The organism is Streptomyces sp. NRRL S-455 (assembly GCF_000717875.1).
Taxonomy (GTDB): domain Bacteria; phylum Actinomycetota; class Actinomycetes; order Streptomycetales; family Streptomycetaceae; genus Streptomyces.
Genome location: NZ_JOCT01000021.1, coordinates 224354 through 239107, shown reverse-complemented (window position 1 = coordinate 239107; position 14754 = coordinate 224354). Strand labels below are relative to the sequence as shown.

The window sequence follows — 14754 nt, the reverse complement described above, 5'->3', positions numbered from 1 at the left end:
CTGAAACGACCGTTCGACTGAGACGACTGTGGGAGCGACATGATGATCGACGAGACACCCAAGGTGTCCGCCTACGCCGCGCCGGACCGGGACTACCGTGTGCCGTACCTCCCGGTGGGGAGCAAGGTCGGAGCTGCGGAGCTCGAAGCGGTCTCCCAGGTCCTGCGTTCGGGCGCGACGCTGTCCGGTGGCGCTTGGCGGGCCCGGTTCGAGCGGGACTTCCGCTCCTACGTCGGCACCCCGTACGCCCTGAGCACCACGAGCGGCACCGTTTCCCTCGAACTCGCCATCCACCTGCTGGACCTGCGCCCGGGGGACGAGGTGGTCGTCACTCCGCAGACCTATCAGGCCACCCTTCAACCGCTGTTGCAGTACCCACACATACGGGTGAGGTTCTGCGATGTCAGCCCGGACACCATGAACATGGACCCGGTCCGCCTGGAACAGCTGGTCAACCACCGGACCCGCGCCGTCATACTCGTCCACTACGGCGGCCTGCCCGCCGACATGCAGACGATCACTGCCATCGCCCGTGCCCACGACGCCGTGGTCATCGAGGACTCCGCACACGCCATCGGCAGCTCCTACCGGGGCCGCCGCCCCGGCTCCCTCGGGGACATGGGCTGCTTCAGCTTCCACTCCAGCAAGAACATCACGACCCTCGGCGAGGGCGGCATGCTCACCCTCCACAACGAAGAGTGGGCCCAGCGGGTCGAACGGCTCCGGGGCAACGAGACGGACGCACGCTTCGTCCCCCACCGGCACCGCTTCGGTGACTCCGCCGAAGCCCTCCCCGGCGCCCTCTACCCCGGGAACGCCTACACCCACGACTGCGCCGCCCTGCTCCGGCACGGCACCAACGCCACGCTCTCCGAAGCCGCCGCGGCCGTCGGCTCGGTGCAACTGGCCGCCCTGCCCGAGCTGGTGGCACGCCGCCGGCTGATCGCCTCCCGTCTGCGCGAGGTGCTGGAGAACCACACCGACTGCGTCGAACTGCCCGTCGAACCGGCGGGGGCCGAGCAGTCGCACCACCTGTTCACCTTCTTCGTCCGCGGGCCGCGGAAGATCGACAGGGACCGGCTGGTCAACGAACTCCGCGAGCGAGGGGTGCAGGTGGTCCTCCGTTACTTCCCTCTCCACCTGACCCCGGAGTGGCGTGCCCGCAGCCACTACTACGGCGAGTGCCCGGTCGCCGAGCGGCTGTGGTTCCACGAGCAGGTCAACCTCCCCTGCCACCCCGGGCTCAGCGACAAGGAGATCGAGTTGCTCTGCGACCTCCTGGACGACTCCCTCCGCACCGTACGCGGCGGCTGAGGCCACTCCCGCGCAGCTGAGGGCGCCCCGCACGACGAATCGCCCCCGTCCGTGAACGCCGCGACCGAAAGCAGAACCCGTGTTGAAGCTCCTCGACGCGACCACCATCAGGGACCTGACCTCGGTCTCCGACCTCGCCGCCGTCGTCGGCGAGGCGTTCCTCCCGGCCCGGGACGGCAGTGACGGGTTCGTCCGCAGCGCCGTGCAGACCCCGGAGGGGCAGCTGCTGTTCATGCCCGCCGCCCATGGGGCCACCCTCTCCGTCAAGCTGGTCAGCCTCTTCGACGGCGCCACCGCCCAGGGGCTGCCGAGCGTCCAAGGGCTGGCCGTGGTCTTCGACGCCCACTCCGGCCGGCCCCTCGCCCTGATGGACGCCACCACCCTGACCGAACTGCGAACCGCCGCAGTGACCACCCTCGCGACCGACCTGCTGGCACGGCGGGATGCCCGCACCTTGGCCGTCATCGGCGCGGGCGTGCAGGGGCGGAGCCACCTGGAGGGCCTCGCGGGCATCCGTCCCTGGGACTCCGTCCGGCTCCACAGCCGGGACATGGGCAAGGCCCGTCGGCTCGCCGAGTGGGCCCGGAGCGCCGGGGTCGAGATCGAGCTCCACGACAGCGTCGCGAGCGCCACTGAGGACGCCGACGTGATCTGCACGGTCACGTCCGCCACCGACCCCCTGTTCCCCGACGCCTTCCGGCCCCGCCCGGGCGCGCACATCAGCGCGGTCGGAGCGTACGGCCCGACCCGGCGCGAGCTGCCGTCGCGGCTGGTCGCGGACGCCTCGCTCTTCGTCGAGTCCACGGACGCCGTGCTGCGCGAGGCGGGCGACATCCTGATCCCGATCGCGGAGGGCCTCCTGCCGCCCCGCCCGCCCATGACCGAGCTGTCGGCCGTCCTCTCCGAGGAGCACCCGGGCCGCACCTCCGCCGAGGAACTGACCCTCTTCGAATCCGTCGGCATCCCCACCGAGGACGCCCTCGTGTGCGACCTGCTCTACCAGCGCGCCGTGCAGACCCACGCGGGCCAGGAAGTCCCCTTCTGAACCCGTGCGATTGACATGCCTCGTAGCTCCACCATGATGGTCGAGGCATCGGTGATCACGATTCCTGACGAGGAAGAGGCTGCGCATGGCATCGGCTCGCTCTCTGCTGCTGCTCGGTGGTGCGCTTCGGCCGACCGGCGCGCACTGCATGGAACAGGCCGAGGAGCGCGGGCTGGACGTGATACTCGCCGACACCCGGGAGAATCTGAGCAAGGTCCCGGAACTCGTCGAACGCGCCGCACGCACCGTGGAGTTGCCGTACGCGGATGTCGAGGCCACGGTCGCCTGGGCGGTGCGGCAGAAGAAGGCGGGCCAGGAGTTCCTGGGGGTGTACGGAACCCGTGAGACGGCGGCGGAGTCCGTCGCGGCCGTCGCCGAGGCCCTGGGGCTCCCGGGCAACGGGCGGGCCGCCGTGCGGTGTATTCAGGACAAGTTCGCCTGCCGTGCCGCGCTCGCCGAGCGGGGCTTCCGGCAGCCGCCCGTGGCGCGTTGTTCCTCGGAGGGGGAGATACGCGAGTTCCTGGCCGCGCACCCACCGGGACCGTGGATCGTCAAGCCGCCCACCGGCCGGGGCAGCGCTGGGGTGTCGCTGGTGCGCGACGAGAGCGACCTGGAGGCGGCCCTGGTCCATCTGGCCCGGGCACGGCGGGAGCTGAGGGAGGAACTCGTCGGTCAGGGGATGGACATGGCCGCCGACGAGCCGACCGAAGCAGCTCTCGCGGAGGACGTCCTCGTCGAGGGATTCCAGACCGGGGAGGAGTTCAGCGCGGAGGGCGTCTTCGTCGACGGTGTGCCGCGGCTGCTGGCCGTGACGGCGAAGGTCACCACGGGCGCCCCGCACTTCATCGAACTCGGGCATGCGATGCCCGCGGACCTTCCGCCGGGCGCGCAGGCCGATGTGACGTCGACTCTGGAGCGTGCCCTGCCGGCCCTGGGGCTGTCCTGGGGTGTGTTCCACGTCGAGTTCTGGCTGGAGCCGGACGGCGGGATCGTGCTCGGCGAGGTGCATGTGCGCCCCGGCGGTGACTACATCCACGTCATGGCGCAGCACATCACGGACACGCAGATGCACGGGGCCGTCTTCGACCAGTTCCTGGGCAAGCCCGTGGACGTCTCGGGCTGGGGCGCCCGGCACGCCGCCGCCATCCGGTTCTTGACGCCGCCCGCGGGGACCGTCACCGCCGTGGACGGCTGGGCGGAGGTCGCCGCCTCCCCGCATCTCCTCGCCGGGAAGCTCACCCTCAAGGAGGGCAGCGAGACGGCGCCGCTGAAGTCCTCCTACGACCGTTCGTCCTTCGTCTGTGTCACCGGGCCGACACTCCAGGAGGCCGTCGACACGGCCGAGCGGCTGACCGCGAGTGTCAAGATCGAGGTCACCCGTTCTGCAGCAGCAGCTGACGATCCTGGCGACTGTTTCTGACCCTGTCGTACAGACCGCTCCGCAAGGCCTGGGTCACCGCCGAAGTGCGGTTGGTGCAGTTCAGTTTGGCGAGGATGTTGGCGACGAGACGCTTGGCGCCGTGCAGGGAAATACCGAGTTGCCGCGCAATCTGCTTGTTGCTCAGTCCGTCGACGAGGAGGACCAAAGCCTCCTGCTCCCGTGGAGTCATCCGTACCAGGTGATCGTGGGAATCCCTGGGGGCGCCCACGGCCAGGGACAACAGAGCGTGTATCAGATTTCCGGATACCGGCACTTCACCCGCGCGTATCCGCTCGATCGCCCGGCAAAGACCCTTTTCGGACAGTTCCGCGGTCGACAGACATCCGCCCACGGCAATGCCCGCCAGCCGTTCCCACGGGGCCCGTCGAGTGTCGTCCACAAGGACCAGGACCTTCGCTCCCGTGGCCGCGCACAGCGTCAGGGCGGACCGGCTCACGGCATCGATTTCGTGCAGCGAGACGATCAGTATCGGATTTCTTTCCCGTACGACGTCCTCCACGACGTCCTCGATGTCCTGGGACCCGTACACCCGCGCCCGCCGGCTCGCACCGTTCAGGATCTGCTCGACGCGTAACCGGGTGAGCCTGTCTCGGAGCATGACGAAGGTGCCTGCCAGATCCGTCTCATCAGTCGCAGTCGGCTGCGGGGACATGTTCTGACTTCTCCTTGGTGAGGACCACAGGGTGGAGGTCGGTGACATGTTTGAGGGCCACCGGGTCTGTGCGGGCCCGGTGCCGCGGCGGGGCGAAAGGGCCCCAGCGGGAGATCCCGCTCTTCACGACGGAGGTACGTCCTCGGGGCGGTCGGGATCCACCGTGAGTGAGGCCGCGAACGTGTGGCGCAGGCGATCACCGTCCAGGTGCCCGGCCCATCCGGCGATGACACCAGGCCCGGCAGGCCGATGACCGGGGCGAGGGTGGTGGAGACCTCGAAGAAGAGGAACGCGGGCCGACACGCGGCCGAAGCGCCGGAAATCGCCGAGCACGGCGATCGCGCCGACCACCGTGGTGAACACGATCGGCGCTATGAACATCGTCATGACGGAAAGGAACAGGTCGGGCAGTCCGCGTAAGCGTGCCCCGTCCTCGCGCAATACCGCCCCGAACAGGGCGCCGAGCCCCAGTGCCAGCAGGACCCAGAACGCGAGGCTCCGATGGAAGGGCCGTTGGCGCGCCATCCTCTGAGTGCTCACCGAGTTCTCCTCGTCCCAGCGCAGGGCCACCAACGTAAGTGCGCTCTGTCATCTCTGTGTTCGGTCCGGCGTACCGGGACGTGAGATCTTCGTAAAAACTTTCCTCGCAGTGGCCGAGGGCGGTGTTACAGAAGAGACACAAGTGAATGAGCAGTACAACAAGGACTGTCGTGAATTATGGGGTCCGCCCGGGGTGAGCGACGACGGGCACGGGCGAGCCCGTCAGACGGACGGCGGCCGGACGCGCCGTAGCACCGTCCCGGCCGCGGCCACGGCGCCGGCCGCGGCGAAGGCCGCCCAGTACACGGTGGGCGAGAAGACGCCCCGCACGTACTCGAAGAAGCCGCCGCCGAGGAGCATGCCCAGCCCCTCTCCCGTGGCGAGGGTGAACTGCTTGCCGGTGTAGACGGCGACGAAGCTGCCGGTCGACGTGTCCCGCGACTTCGCGAACGCCGTGTCCACGGACGGCGCGAACAGGATCTCGCCGAGCGTGAACGTCGCCACCGCCGCGTACGTGGCGACCGGGTTGCCCCCCGACAGGGCGAGCACCGCGAAGGCCGCCGCGAAGCATCCCATGCCGGTGCCGATCACCGTGGTCAGCGCGACACGGTGGGCCTCCATGAGCCGTGCCACCCCCTTGGAAGCGGGGATCTGGAGCACCACGATGATGATCGCGCTCATGGTGAAGTACGTGGCCACCTGGAGCTTTGAGCCCGTCGTGGCGAACAGGTACAGCGGCAGCGCCGAGTACATCTGCGCGTAGAGCACCCACCCGACGGTGGACACCAGCACCACATGGCGCAGGTACGGCGACGAGCGCAGCGCCGTCCAGTACTGCCGGAAGGAGAAGCGCTTGCCGCCCCGCTCGAAGCCCTTGCCCTCCTTGCGCACGGCGAACAGCATCGACAGGGCCGCTGCGTAGTACCCGGCGGCGATCACGACCATCAGCCGCCAGGGGGCGTCGGTGTCCAGCGCGGCGGTGCCGATGAGCGGTCCGACCGCCGCCGCGAGGTTCAGCATGACATTCAGCTTCGCGAAGGCCGTGACCTGAGCCGGGGAGCCGCTGGTCCACTCCGCGACGACCGACCGTACGACCAGGCCGTTGAGGCTCACCCCGGTGCCGCCCGCCGCGAGCAGCACGATGAGCGGCAGCACGGAGTGGGCGACCGACATGGTGAGGAAACAGCTGCCGGACACCAGGTTGGCCAGAAGCAGCACCCTGACGCCCGACCTGCCCTCGATCCACGGGCTCAGCACGATCGAGCCGGCACGGGAGGAGCAGCTGAACACCATCAGCGCCAGCCCGACGACCAGGCCGGACTGGTGCCAGCCGTCCCTGACGAGGACGGCCAGGACCGGGGTGAGCGACAGATACCCGGTGAAGGCGAGGACGTACTGGACCAGCAAGGGGCGTATCGCGCGATTCAGCCGGCGATCGCGCTCCTCGGGGGGCGCCGTGGACGGTAACGCCGGCCCGTCCGCCGGTTGTGCGCTCACTCGGACTCCCCGGAGAGCAGCCGGGCACGCCAGCGCGCGGCGATCTCCTCCTCCGTGGCACCGCCTTCGTACGCCGGCGACACGAGCGGGTCGGCCTTCAGCACGCGGACCAGAACGGCGGAGTTGACACGCGCCGGGTCGGTGCCCCGCTCCCGCGCGAAGCGCCGCACGATCCGGTCGTACGTCTCCCCTTCCGTGAACACCTGACCCACCCCGCGGAAGCGGTAGCCCTTGCGGCGGACCGGGTCCACGACATTGATCTCCACCGCCGGGTTCGCGGCGAGGTTGGCGACCGTGCCCGGCGAGTGCAGATCCAGGAAGACCAGGTGCTCGTCGTCCCACACCTCGGTCGTTCCCTTGGGAGACAGGTTCGGGGTGCCGTCCGGGCGGACCGTGGCGACGAAGCCCAGCCCCTGTGCCCCGACCAGGCGGCGCATGTCGTCGTCCAGCATCTCTGTCGAACTACCTCCGTGCCGAGACCAGTTGCGGTTCCACGTCGTTCGGCGCCGAGAAGACCTGCAGCCGTGAGCCGACGTCCAGAGGCTGCCGGCGCCTCGCCACGGATCCGTCGCGGACCGGTGTTCCCATATACAACCAGCCCAGAGCGCGCTCGTGTTCGTCCACGGACAGAAACCGCCGCATCGGCGCTGCGTCGGCCTGCTCGCCCGTCCGCCAGATGCTGCCGAAGCCACGCGCGTGCAGCAGCAGCATCAGCGACGTCACCATGCCGGTGGCGGCGGCCAGTTGTTCCCACTCGGGCACGTGGGAGCGGGTGTCCGGGGAGAGGATCAGCCCGGCGAGGAGCGGGGCACGGTGTGTCTTGGCGACCATCGACGCGACGCTCTTGCCGTTGCACTCGGCCATCACCTCGCCCAGCGCCCGCCGGTCGTCACCACTGACCAGCAGCCATCGCCACGGGCGCAACCGGCCGTGGTCGGCGGCGCATGACGCCGCCTTGAGCAGGTAGGTCAGCTCCTCCATGGTGGGGGACGGCTCGATCAGCCGATGCTCGCTGCGACGGGTGAGCACAGCGGTCATCACGTCCATTGCGTTCCTTTCGCGTAGCGGTCGAGGACGCGGTCGCCGGAGCAGGCACGCGTGGGGCGGGAGTCCGGGCCCAGGCTGTGGGGCTCGGCCAGGGTGGCCTCCGGGCCCGGTTCCACCGGCCCCCGCATGGTCACGCCGGAGTCGGTGAACGTGGTGACCTGCGAGGCCACCGGGTTCATCAGCGGCTGCCGCGCCCGGTCGGTGCGCCACACCCGTCCCGCGCCGGGCGCGGCGGGGCCGACCAGGTGGACCGTGCACGCGAGGGGCTCGGCCGACCGCCGGACGTTCGCGCGGATCCGCTCCACCACCGAGAGGCCACGCGGGCCTGCGCCTACTACGCAGACCTTCATCCGCCCGTCCGTCCTCCCCGGCCGCCGGGTCGCGGCCGGCCGGCCACCGCCGCCATGACGCCGCGCAGCTCGTGGGTGGCCTCCTCGGCCCGGGCCAGCCGGCCGGCCAGTCGCTCGCGCGACACGCCGGACGTGAGGCCGTGGCGCACCTGGTCGAGCCGGCGGGCCAGTCGCCGCCGTTCCCGGGCGAGCTTGCGCAGCCTGCGCCGTACGTCGTCGCGGACCGGGGCGCTCAGCGCGGCGGGCAGCCACAGGCGCAGTCCCGGGGCTCCGGGAACCCTCACCGCGAAGGCACCGTCCGGCGGCGGACCCGGGACCAGGGCCACCTCGCTGAGGTGCCCGAACCAGCGCGTCGCGAGCAGCCGGGCCACCGCCGTGTCGGTGCTCTCGACGGTCACCGGGACGCCGGCCGGGATGCCTGCCACGCCGCGCAGCCGCTCCGCCTCCTCCACCGTCGCCAGGACGGCCCGGACCGCTGCGACCAGCTGCTCGTCGGGCAGCCAGTCCGCGGCCGAGCGGGTGGCCGCCGCCTTGCGCAGCCCGGCCGCCGTGTCGGGCATGAACGGCTCGTACACGGCGGCGAGGTCGAGCAGCAGCTGCGGGGTGACGCCGGCGCCGTCGGCCTTGGCGCGCACGGTTGCGTAGCGTCCCAGGACACGCGTGCCGAACGCGGTGACGGCCTCGACGGCACGGTCGAAGTGCCGCTCCCGCAGATGCCGGCGGACGGCCGCCCGGGTGGACCGAGCGGCGTGCCGGGCGTAGTGCTCCAGCTCGTCCGCGGCGGTGGGCCGAGAAGCCGACTCGGGTGTGCGCACGACGAGTTCGGCCAGGTCGGCGGCGCGGCGGCGGACAACCGCCTGCTGCGTGAAGATGTCCTGGCGGATCCTGATGTCCTCGGCGTCACGGCAGGCGGAGAGCAGTGCCGCCCGTAGCACGTCGCGGCCGTGCTCGGCGAGAGCGTCGTCCAGGGTGACGCCGTTGCCGCGGCTCTTGCTCATCTTCTGACCGTGCTCGTCCACGACGAGGCCGTGCAGCCAGCACTCGCGGGTGGGCGGAGAGCCGGTCACGAAGGTTCCGATGGCCAGCAGCCGGATGAACCAGAAGAACAGGATGTCGCGGCCGGACGTCATCACGGCGGCCGGATACCGGCTCCGCGCGGTGGCGGCCGGCCAGCCGGAGACGGCGATCGGCCAGTGCGCCGAGTTGAACCAGGTGTCGAACACATCGGTCTCGGCCCGCAGGGCGCCACCGCAGTCGGGGCAGCTCCCGGACCCGGCGGGAGGCAGCGTCCAGTAGGCGCAGTCACCGCAGACGACCGCCGGAATCGGCTGGCCCCAGCGGATCTGGCGGCTGATGCACCAGTCGCGCGCGGAGTCCAGCCAGTGCCGCGCCTCGCGCTCGACACTGCTCGGTCGGATCACCAGGTCACCGTTGTCCAGTGCGGTGCGCACCGGGGCCATGAGCGGGGCCAGCCGCAGATACCACTGGTGGTGGAGCCGGGCCATCAGCTCGCTGCCGCACACCCCGCAGCGCTCGACGGCGCACTGGCGTGTGACGGTGCGCAGACCGAACCGCTCGACCGTCGCGCGGCGCAGCTCCTGCCTTGACAGTCCGGGCAGGTCCGGAACCAGCGAGCGGCCGTCGGCGTCGAGTATCCCGGTCCACGGCAGTCCATGGGCCTCGGCGAGTTCCAGGTCCTGCTGCCGGTGCGCGGGTACGACCGGACGCGGTGCGCCGGTCGCGGCCGCCAGTACGGGCAGTTCCCGGCCGGTGGCCGGCAGCACAGCCGTACCGCCGGCCGCCGGGTGCCCCTCGGGGACGGCTAGCGCCACCGCGCCCCACAGTTCCTCGGCCGCCGCGAGCTCCACCACCAGCGGTCTGCCGTGCGGTCGCACGGCCAGCAGCGCCAGCGGGACCCGCTCGGTGCCCACCGAGTGCTCCACGTCCGGGACGGTGCTGCGGCAGGAGGGGCACCACGGCATGACCCGCGCCGAGCGGTGCAGCAGCCCTGCCTCGGCCAGTCGGACGAAGGTCCCGTCGACGAGCTCCCGGTACGCCGGGGACAGCGTGTGCAGTTCCGTGTCCCAGTCGCAGTCGAGGCCCAGGGCGTGGAACTGACCGACGATGACCTTGCGGTAGTGGTCGGCCCAGGCCCGTGTCCGCTCGGCCACCGGCAGGTCCGGCCGGAAGGTCTCGTCCCGGCGCACCGCCGCGTAGGTGCCGAGCCCCGCGTGGTCGGTGCCCGGCACGTACAGCACGTCCGTGCCGTCGAGCCGGGCAGAGCGGACCAGGGCGTCCTGCACCGACAGCGTCAGGGCGTGGCCGAGGTGCAGCGTGCCGGTGACGTTCGGCGGGGGCATCGGGACCACCCAGCGCCGCTCGACGGACGTCACGGACGCCGCCTGGTCATGACCTCGCTGAGCACGGTGCCGGTCGGCGGCCAGACGGTGACCGAAGGCCGTGTCTGTCGCGGCCGGTCGGCGTCGTCCTGCGTCGGCTTGATCCACAGGTTCCGCTGGAAGACGGAGACATCGAGGTTGGACACGAAGAACCCGCGCAGGAACTCCATGTGCGCCGGCAGCCCGTCGGGCAGTTTCAGCATGAACCAGTACTCGCGGCTCGACCGGGGCGGCACCTCCACCACCTGCGCGCCGGGGGTGACGCTCACTCCGTGCTGGTCCGACTGGTACAGGCGCAACCCGACCGCGCCGCGCAGCGGACGGTCCTGGTTGTTGGTGATCAGCACGCCCTGCGCGTGCTCGCCGCCACGCCGGGCGGTGTCCTCTCCGAGCGCGATCGGGGGGTGGACCCCGCCCGCGACGTCCCACACGTTGCCGCACGTGCTGCACAGGGCGAACTCCCGGGCGACCTGCGGGTGGTAGTCGTGCCGGTACTCCCGCAGGACGACGCGCGCCCGGCAGTACGGACAGACGGTGGGCGGCAGGTGCCGCGATACCTGGAAGGTGCCGTCCACGGACTCGAACTGCTCGAGCCAGACGAACGCGCCGGAGCCGATGCGGCCGAGGAGATGGTCGCACAGCGCCTCGTCCAGCCGGGCGACCGTCGAACGCAGATCGTCGGCGGCCGCGTCCGCCTCCCGCAGTGCTCGGGGCACGGTACGGCTCTCCGCGCGGCGCCGGGTCAGGGCGGTCGCCCGTGCCCGCAGTTCCTGCTCGGTGTTGTCGAACCCCGGCAGATAGGTGCGCAGCAGTCGACGGTAGGCGGTCGCGTTCGTCAGCACCCGGCCGAGGTCCTGGACCAGGTCCTGGTGCGGACGGACGGGTTCGACGCGCAGGGAGAGCGAGTTCAGCCGGAGCGTCTGCCAGGAGAAGACGAAGAGCCGGGCGCTGCCGTCCTCCTCCAGCGCGATCGCGGTGCGCAGGTCGATGTCGCACGGCTGCCCGTCCGGGCCGACGGCGTCGAGGACGCGCACTGAGGGGTCGGGGCCGGGGCTCGGCAGGCGCAACTCCAGCAGTTCGGACTCCACCTCGGTGAACAGCACCTCTACGGCCTGCCCGTCCGTCGCGCGGGTGACCACCTGGGCGCGGTCGGCTCCCGAGGCGAACGGCGTGAACTGCTGGTCGCCGAGGACCAGGTAGTCGGGGGCCTCGCGTCCCCACAGGGGAATGGCGTTGTTGAGCAGCCGGACCACCTCCCCCACGCTCCGGCCGGTACGCATCAGCCGTTCGGCCAGGGCAAGTTCGACGTTGTCGTCGCCGAAGCGGGTGCGCCTGCTGCCGACCGCGGCGACGCCGGAGCCCTCCTGGTAGGTGAACGGCAGGGTGAAGTGGGGGTCGAACGCGCCGTCGCCGCCCAGCCGCATCACGTTGCAGCTGTTGAAGAAGGCGACCGGTGCGGTCAGGGCGTGGGCCGGCAGGACCTCGCCGTCCTTGACGCAGCGGCCGTCGTGCACACAGGCGGGAAGCCGACTTCCCGGGGCGAACGTCGGGTTCTGCGCCGACCGGCCGCACAGCGCGTCGGGCCCGAGGTGGAACAGGTCCTCGCGGCTGTGCCCGGACAGGAACAGCGCGTTGACGCCGCCCATGGCTTCGAGGTAGCCGACCGCGGACCGCTCGCGGTTGAGTAGGAAGGAGTCCGGGCCGACCTCGGGATCGGTGTCCAGCCCGGTGAACACGGAGGTGGTGGTCGCGGTCAGCGGCAGCTCCAGCGTCAGCTGACGGCCCACCACCGAACTGAGGACCTCGACGGAGGTGGCGGTGAGGAAGCCGACGGGGCGGGTGGCGAGGGCCAGACCGTCCGCGAGGCGCCCGCGTGCCGTCCAGGACCGACTGGTGGCGAGCTGGGCGATCTGCTCGACCGTCACCTCGTCGTGCGGGAAGGACAGGGTGAGCGGACCGGACCACTGCCCGGCGGCCCGGACGGCCTCTACGGCGGTCGGCTCCCACAGATACGGGCGTCCTGTGCGCGCGGCGAGCAGCATGCCCGGCAGCGACCACTCGGGGGTGCCCCAGCCGAGGACGGCTCCCTCGCCCGCGTCCGGGGTGTCCCCGCCGAGCAGCCGTGCCATCGCGGCCAGCCGCTCCTCACGGACTCTGCCGAGTTGCTGCAACTGCGCGTCGACGCTGCGGTGCACCGCCCGGTGCGTGCCGGCGGTGACGGCGGTCAGATACCAGCGGACCGGGTGGAAGGAGTCCAGCGGGGCCGCCCAGCGGTGCCACAGCACCTGGAAGTGCCGCCACAGCTCGACCGTCTCCGGGGCGGCGTCGCGCAGGAACTCGTGCATGGTGACGGCCGGACCGGGATCCGGCAGCGAGGACGCCGGCTCCCGCAGGATCGGTGTCAGGGCGAGGTCCGGACGCCGAATCGCCAGGGCCACCATCGGCCCGTAGTCGTCCAGCGATTCGGTGAGCACCAGAACCGCGGTGCCGCTGTTGTCACTCGTCATCGTCATCGGCGCTCCGACCGAAGTAGTCGGCATTGGTCTTGATGTACGACGTCCACTCCTCCGGCACCTCGTCCTCGGGGTAGATCGCGTCCACGGGACAGACGGAGGTGCAGGCGGCGCAGTCCACGCACACCTCCGGGTCGATGTAGAGCATCGGAGTGTCGGGGGTGCCCTCGATGCAGTCCACCGGGCACGCGTCGATGCACGCGCCGTCCTTGACTCCTTCGCAGGGCTGGGTGATGACGTAGGTCATGACGTTGCCCCCTTCGGCACGCTGATGGCCTGGTCGTAGACGGTGACCTGGTCGTTCTCGACCTCGGTCCGGAACGTCCGCAGGTCGCGGCAGTTGGGCTGGTTCACGCGGGCGCCGGTGCGGACGTCGAACTTCACGCCGTGCCAGGGGCAGCGCAACAGGGAGCCCGACAGCTCGCCGTCGGCCAGCTCGACACCCTGGTGGGTGCAGCGGGCTGCCGTCGCGTACACCCAGTCCCCGTACCGGAACAGCAGCAGCGCCCGGCGCCCGATGGTGACCGGGTGCGGTGTGCGCTCGGGGATGTCGTCGAGCTTGAGCGTGACGGACGGGACCTGCACGGGGGGAGCGACGGCGGAGTTCACGGGATGCGTCATCGGCCCTCTCCCAGTATGGCTCGGCGACGTGCGAGTTTGCCGCCGTCCTTGTCCTCGTAGGTGTCCAGCTTCACGCAGTACTTCTCGTCGAACATCAGGCCGTGGCGCCACGTGGTCTCCGTGACGACCTTCATCCACCAGCTGATCCGGATGACCACGGCCAGCTCCGCGGGGGTGAACTGGCGGGCCTCGTCGTGGGTGGCCCGGTTGATGCGGAAGTCCGCGAGGCCCTTGAGCCTGCGGGTGCCGCCCGGCAGATCGACGTCGAAGACCAGCGGGGCCCGGGTCACGAAACGCACGCCGTTGGCGCGGTGCCCGTTGTGATGGGCGTCCTCCATCACCGCGATGTCGGGGTGCTGGAACGCCTGTGCCTGCATGCGCTGCTCGCGGTCGGAGCTGTAATTGCGCACCCGGCAGACGACGTTGTAGCGCATGCGCTGGCTGATCGCGTTCATGATCTGGTCGTTCTTCAGCCGTACGCCCCGCGCGGCGGGGTCGAAGTCCGAACGCACCGCCGTGTACGACATGACGTCGCTCATGGCGATGTCCTCGGGCGTCTCCAGTTTGTTCCCCCGCGCGCAGGTGATGATCGAGTAGTCGGCGTCCAACTGCGGCAGGGTCAGCGCGTACGTCGCGAGTGCGACGAGGATCTCCGCGGGGTTGGTGCCGCTCTCGATGACCTGCTCGGTCAGGCCGGTGAACCGCGCGACGTGTCCGTCACCGGGGGGCAGCCGGTGCCCGGTGTGTGCCTCGAGGTGCTCCTGGAGGTCCTCCGGGAGCTCGTCCGGGTCGATGTCCGCCTTGGGCAGGAACCACTCCCGGCGTTCCCAGGTGGCCCCGTTGATCCGCATGCAGCGGATGTGGTGCCGCTCGATGTCCTTGCGCAGCCCGACCAGCGACTCCGCGATGTCGAACAGGGACTCGGTCTCGGCCGGCGGTGTCTCCGGGCGGCCGAGGATACGGTGGTAGCCACGGCGCTTGGCGGTGAAGTACTCCTCCAGCAGGCTGAAGCTCAGGTCGGCCTGGTTCAGTTCACTGACGGCCACCTTGCCGACCTGCCACAGCCAGAGGGTGGTGACGAGGATCAGAGCCTCGTCGGTCCAGTCCGCGACCGGTTTTCCCCGGCATTCGCCGATGATCTCCACGGCTTTGTCGTTGTCGACGGACAGATCACCGACGAAGAACTGCAGCGGTCGCGGAATGACGACCTGCTCCTGCAGTTTCTCCAGTAGCTCTTCCCTTTTCTCCGTGCCGAGCTCGGACCAGCGCCGGACGGCATCATCTGCGGACAGCGAGGCGGAGGAGTCGATAACGGGTACGGACATGGCAGCCTTC

14 protein-coding genes are annotated in these 14754 nt (G+C 70.6%); 3 read left to right on the top strand and 11 right to left on the bottom strand.

Features of this window, described 5'->3' with window-relative positions:
* Positions 1-42 precede the first annotated feature (42 nt).
* The 3 genes from IE97_RS0126445 to IE97_RS0126435 all read left to right on the top strand — a co-directional run bounded on the left by IE97_RS0126445 (position 43) and on the right by IE97_RS0126435 (position 3779).
* Positions 43-1314, top strand: a complete 1272-nt coding sequence (locus IE97_RS0126445; protein ID WP_051705138.1) for a DegT/DnrJ/EryC1/StrS family aminotransferase — start codon at positions 43-45, stop codon at positions 1312-1314.
* Between the two features lie 79 nt (positions 1315-1393).
* Complete coding sequence (locus tag IE97_RS0126440; protein ID WP_051705114.1) at positions 1394-2359, top strand: ornithine cyclodeaminase family protein; 966 nt, start codon at positions 1394-1396, stop codon at positions 2357-2359.
* Positions 2360-2444: 85 nt separating this feature from the next.
* On the top strand, positions 2445-3779 hold the full coding sequence (locus IE97_RS0126435; protein ID WP_051705113.1) for an ATP-grasp domain-containing protein: 1335 nt from the start codon (positions 2445-2447) through the stop codon (positions 3777-3779).
* Here IE97_RS0126435 and IE97_RS0126430 read toward each other — a convergent pair.
* The 11 genes from IE97_RS0126430 to IE97_RS0126380 all read right to left on the bottom strand — a co-directional run bounded on the left by IE97_RS0126430 (position 3733) and on the right by IE97_RS0126380 (position 14744).
* Entirely contained in the window at positions 3733-4452 is a 720-nt protein-coding gene (locus IE97_RS0126430) for a helix-turn-helix transcriptional regulator (RefSeq protein ID WP_051705112.1), read from the bottom strand. The two genes, IE97_RS0126435 and IE97_RS0126430, sit on opposite strands and share 47 nt — an antisense overlap.
* Positions 4453-4575: 123 nt before the next feature.
* Positions 4576-5022, bottom strand: a complete 447-nt coding sequence (locus IE97_RS0126425) for a cation:dicarboxylate symporter family transporter (RefSeq protein WP_030245476.1) — start codon at positions 5020-5022, stop codon at positions 4576-4578.
* Between the two features lie 192 nt (positions 5023-5214).
* On the bottom strand, positions 5215-6489 hold the full coding sequence (locus tag IE97_RS0126420; protein WP_158708336.1) for an MFS transporter: 1275 nt from the start codon (positions 6487-6489) through the stop codon (positions 5215-5217).
* Complete coding sequence (locus tag IE97_RS42240) at positions 6486-6941, bottom strand: pyridoxamine 5'-phosphate oxidase family protein (protein ID WP_030245469.1); 456 nt, start codon at positions 6939-6941, stop codon at positions 6486-6488. Before IE97_RS42240 ends, IE97_RS0126420 begins: the two co-directional genes overlap by 4 nt.
* 10 nt (positions 6942-6951) lie before the next feature.
* Positions 6952-7527, bottom strand: coding sequence for a nitroreductase family protein (locus IE97_RS0126410; RefSeq protein ID WP_234310761.1), 576 nt, complete (start codon positions 7525-7527; stop codon positions 6952-6954).
* Positions 7527-7886, bottom strand: coding sequence for an FAD/NAD(P)-binding protein (locus tag IE97_RS0126405; protein WP_078603384.1), 360 nt, complete (start codon positions 7884-7886; stop codon positions 7527-7529). Before IE97_RS0126405 ends, IE97_RS0126410 begins: the two co-directional genes overlap by 1 nt.
* Entirely contained in the window at positions 7883-10279 is a 2397-nt protein-coding gene (locus IE97_RS0126400; RefSeq protein ID WP_030245456.1) for a class I tRNA ligase family protein, read from the bottom strand. Before IE97_RS0126400 ends, IE97_RS0126405 begins: the two co-directional genes overlap by 4 nt.
* A complete protein-coding gene (locus IE97_RS0126395) occupies positions 10276-12798 on the bottom strand; it encodes a hypothetical protein (protein WP_158708335.1) in 2523 nt (840 codons plus the stop codon). Before IE97_RS0126395 ends, IE97_RS0126400 begins: the two co-directional genes overlap by 4 nt.
* Positions 12782-13045, bottom strand: a complete 264-nt coding sequence (locus tag IE97_RS0126390; protein WP_030245451.1) for a 4Fe-4S dicluster domain-containing protein — start codon at positions 13043-13045, stop codon at positions 12782-12784. Before IE97_RS0126390 ends, IE97_RS0126395 begins: the two co-directional genes overlap by 17 nt.
* Positions 13042-13419, bottom strand: a complete 378-nt coding sequence (locus tag IE97_RS38705) for a Rieske (2Fe-2S) protein (protein WP_078603383.1) — start codon at positions 13417-13419, stop codon at positions 13042-13044. The genes IE97_RS0126390 and IE97_RS38705 overlap by 4 nt, the downstream gene beginning before the upstream one ends.
* A complete protein-coding gene (locus IE97_RS0126380; RefSeq protein ID WP_030245446.1) occupies positions 13416-14744 on the bottom strand; it encodes a hypothetical protein in 1329 nt (442 codons plus the stop codon). The genes IE97_RS38705 and IE97_RS0126380 overlap by 4 nt, the downstream gene beginning before the upstream one ends.
* Between the last annotated feature and the right edge of the window lie 10 nt (positions 14745-14754).

Bases quoted from the DNA above. Each gene is read 5' to 3' on its own strand.
- IE97_RS0126380 (WP_030245446.1), bottom strand. From the start codon at position 14,744: ATGTCCGTACCCGTTATCGACTCCTCCGCCTCGCTGTCCGCAGATGAT.
- IE97_RS0126390 (WP_030245451.1), bottom strand. From the start codon at position 13,045: ATGACCTACGTCATCACCCAGCCCTGCGAAGGAGTCAAGGACGGCGCG.
- IE97_RS38705 (WP_078603383.1), bottom strand. From the start codon at position 13,419: ATGACGCATCCCGTGAACTCCGCCGTCGCTCCCCCCGTGCAGGTCCCG.
- IE97_RS0126445 (WP_051705138.1), top strand. From the start codon at position 43: ATGATCGACGAGACACCCAAGGTGTCCGCCTACGCCGCGCCGGACCGG.
- IE97_RS42240 (WP_030245469.1), bottom strand. From the start codon at position 6,941: ATGCTGGACGACGACATGCGCCGCCTGGTCGGGGCACAGGGGCTGGGC.
- IE97_RS0126405 (WP_078603384.1), bottom strand. From the start codon at position 7,886: ATGAAGGTCTGCGTAGTAGGCGCAGGCCCGCGTGGCCTCTCGGTGGTG.
- IE97_RS0126395 (WP_158708335.1), bottom strand. From the start codon at position 12,798: ATGACGATGACGAGTGACAACAGCGGCACCGCGGTTCTGGTGCTCACC.
- IE97_RS0126435 (WP_051705113.1), top strand. From the start codon at position 2,445: ATGGCATCGGCTCGCTCTCTGCTGCTGCTCGGTGGTGCGCTTCGGCCG.
- IE97_RS0126410 (WP_234310761.1), bottom strand. From the start codon at position 7,527: ATGACCGCTGTGCTCACCCGTCGCAGCGAGCATCGGCTGATCGAGCCG.
- IE97_RS0126430 (WP_051705112.1), bottom strand. From the start codon at position 4,452: ATGTCCCCGCAGCCGACTGCGACTGATGAGACGGATCTGGCAGGCACC.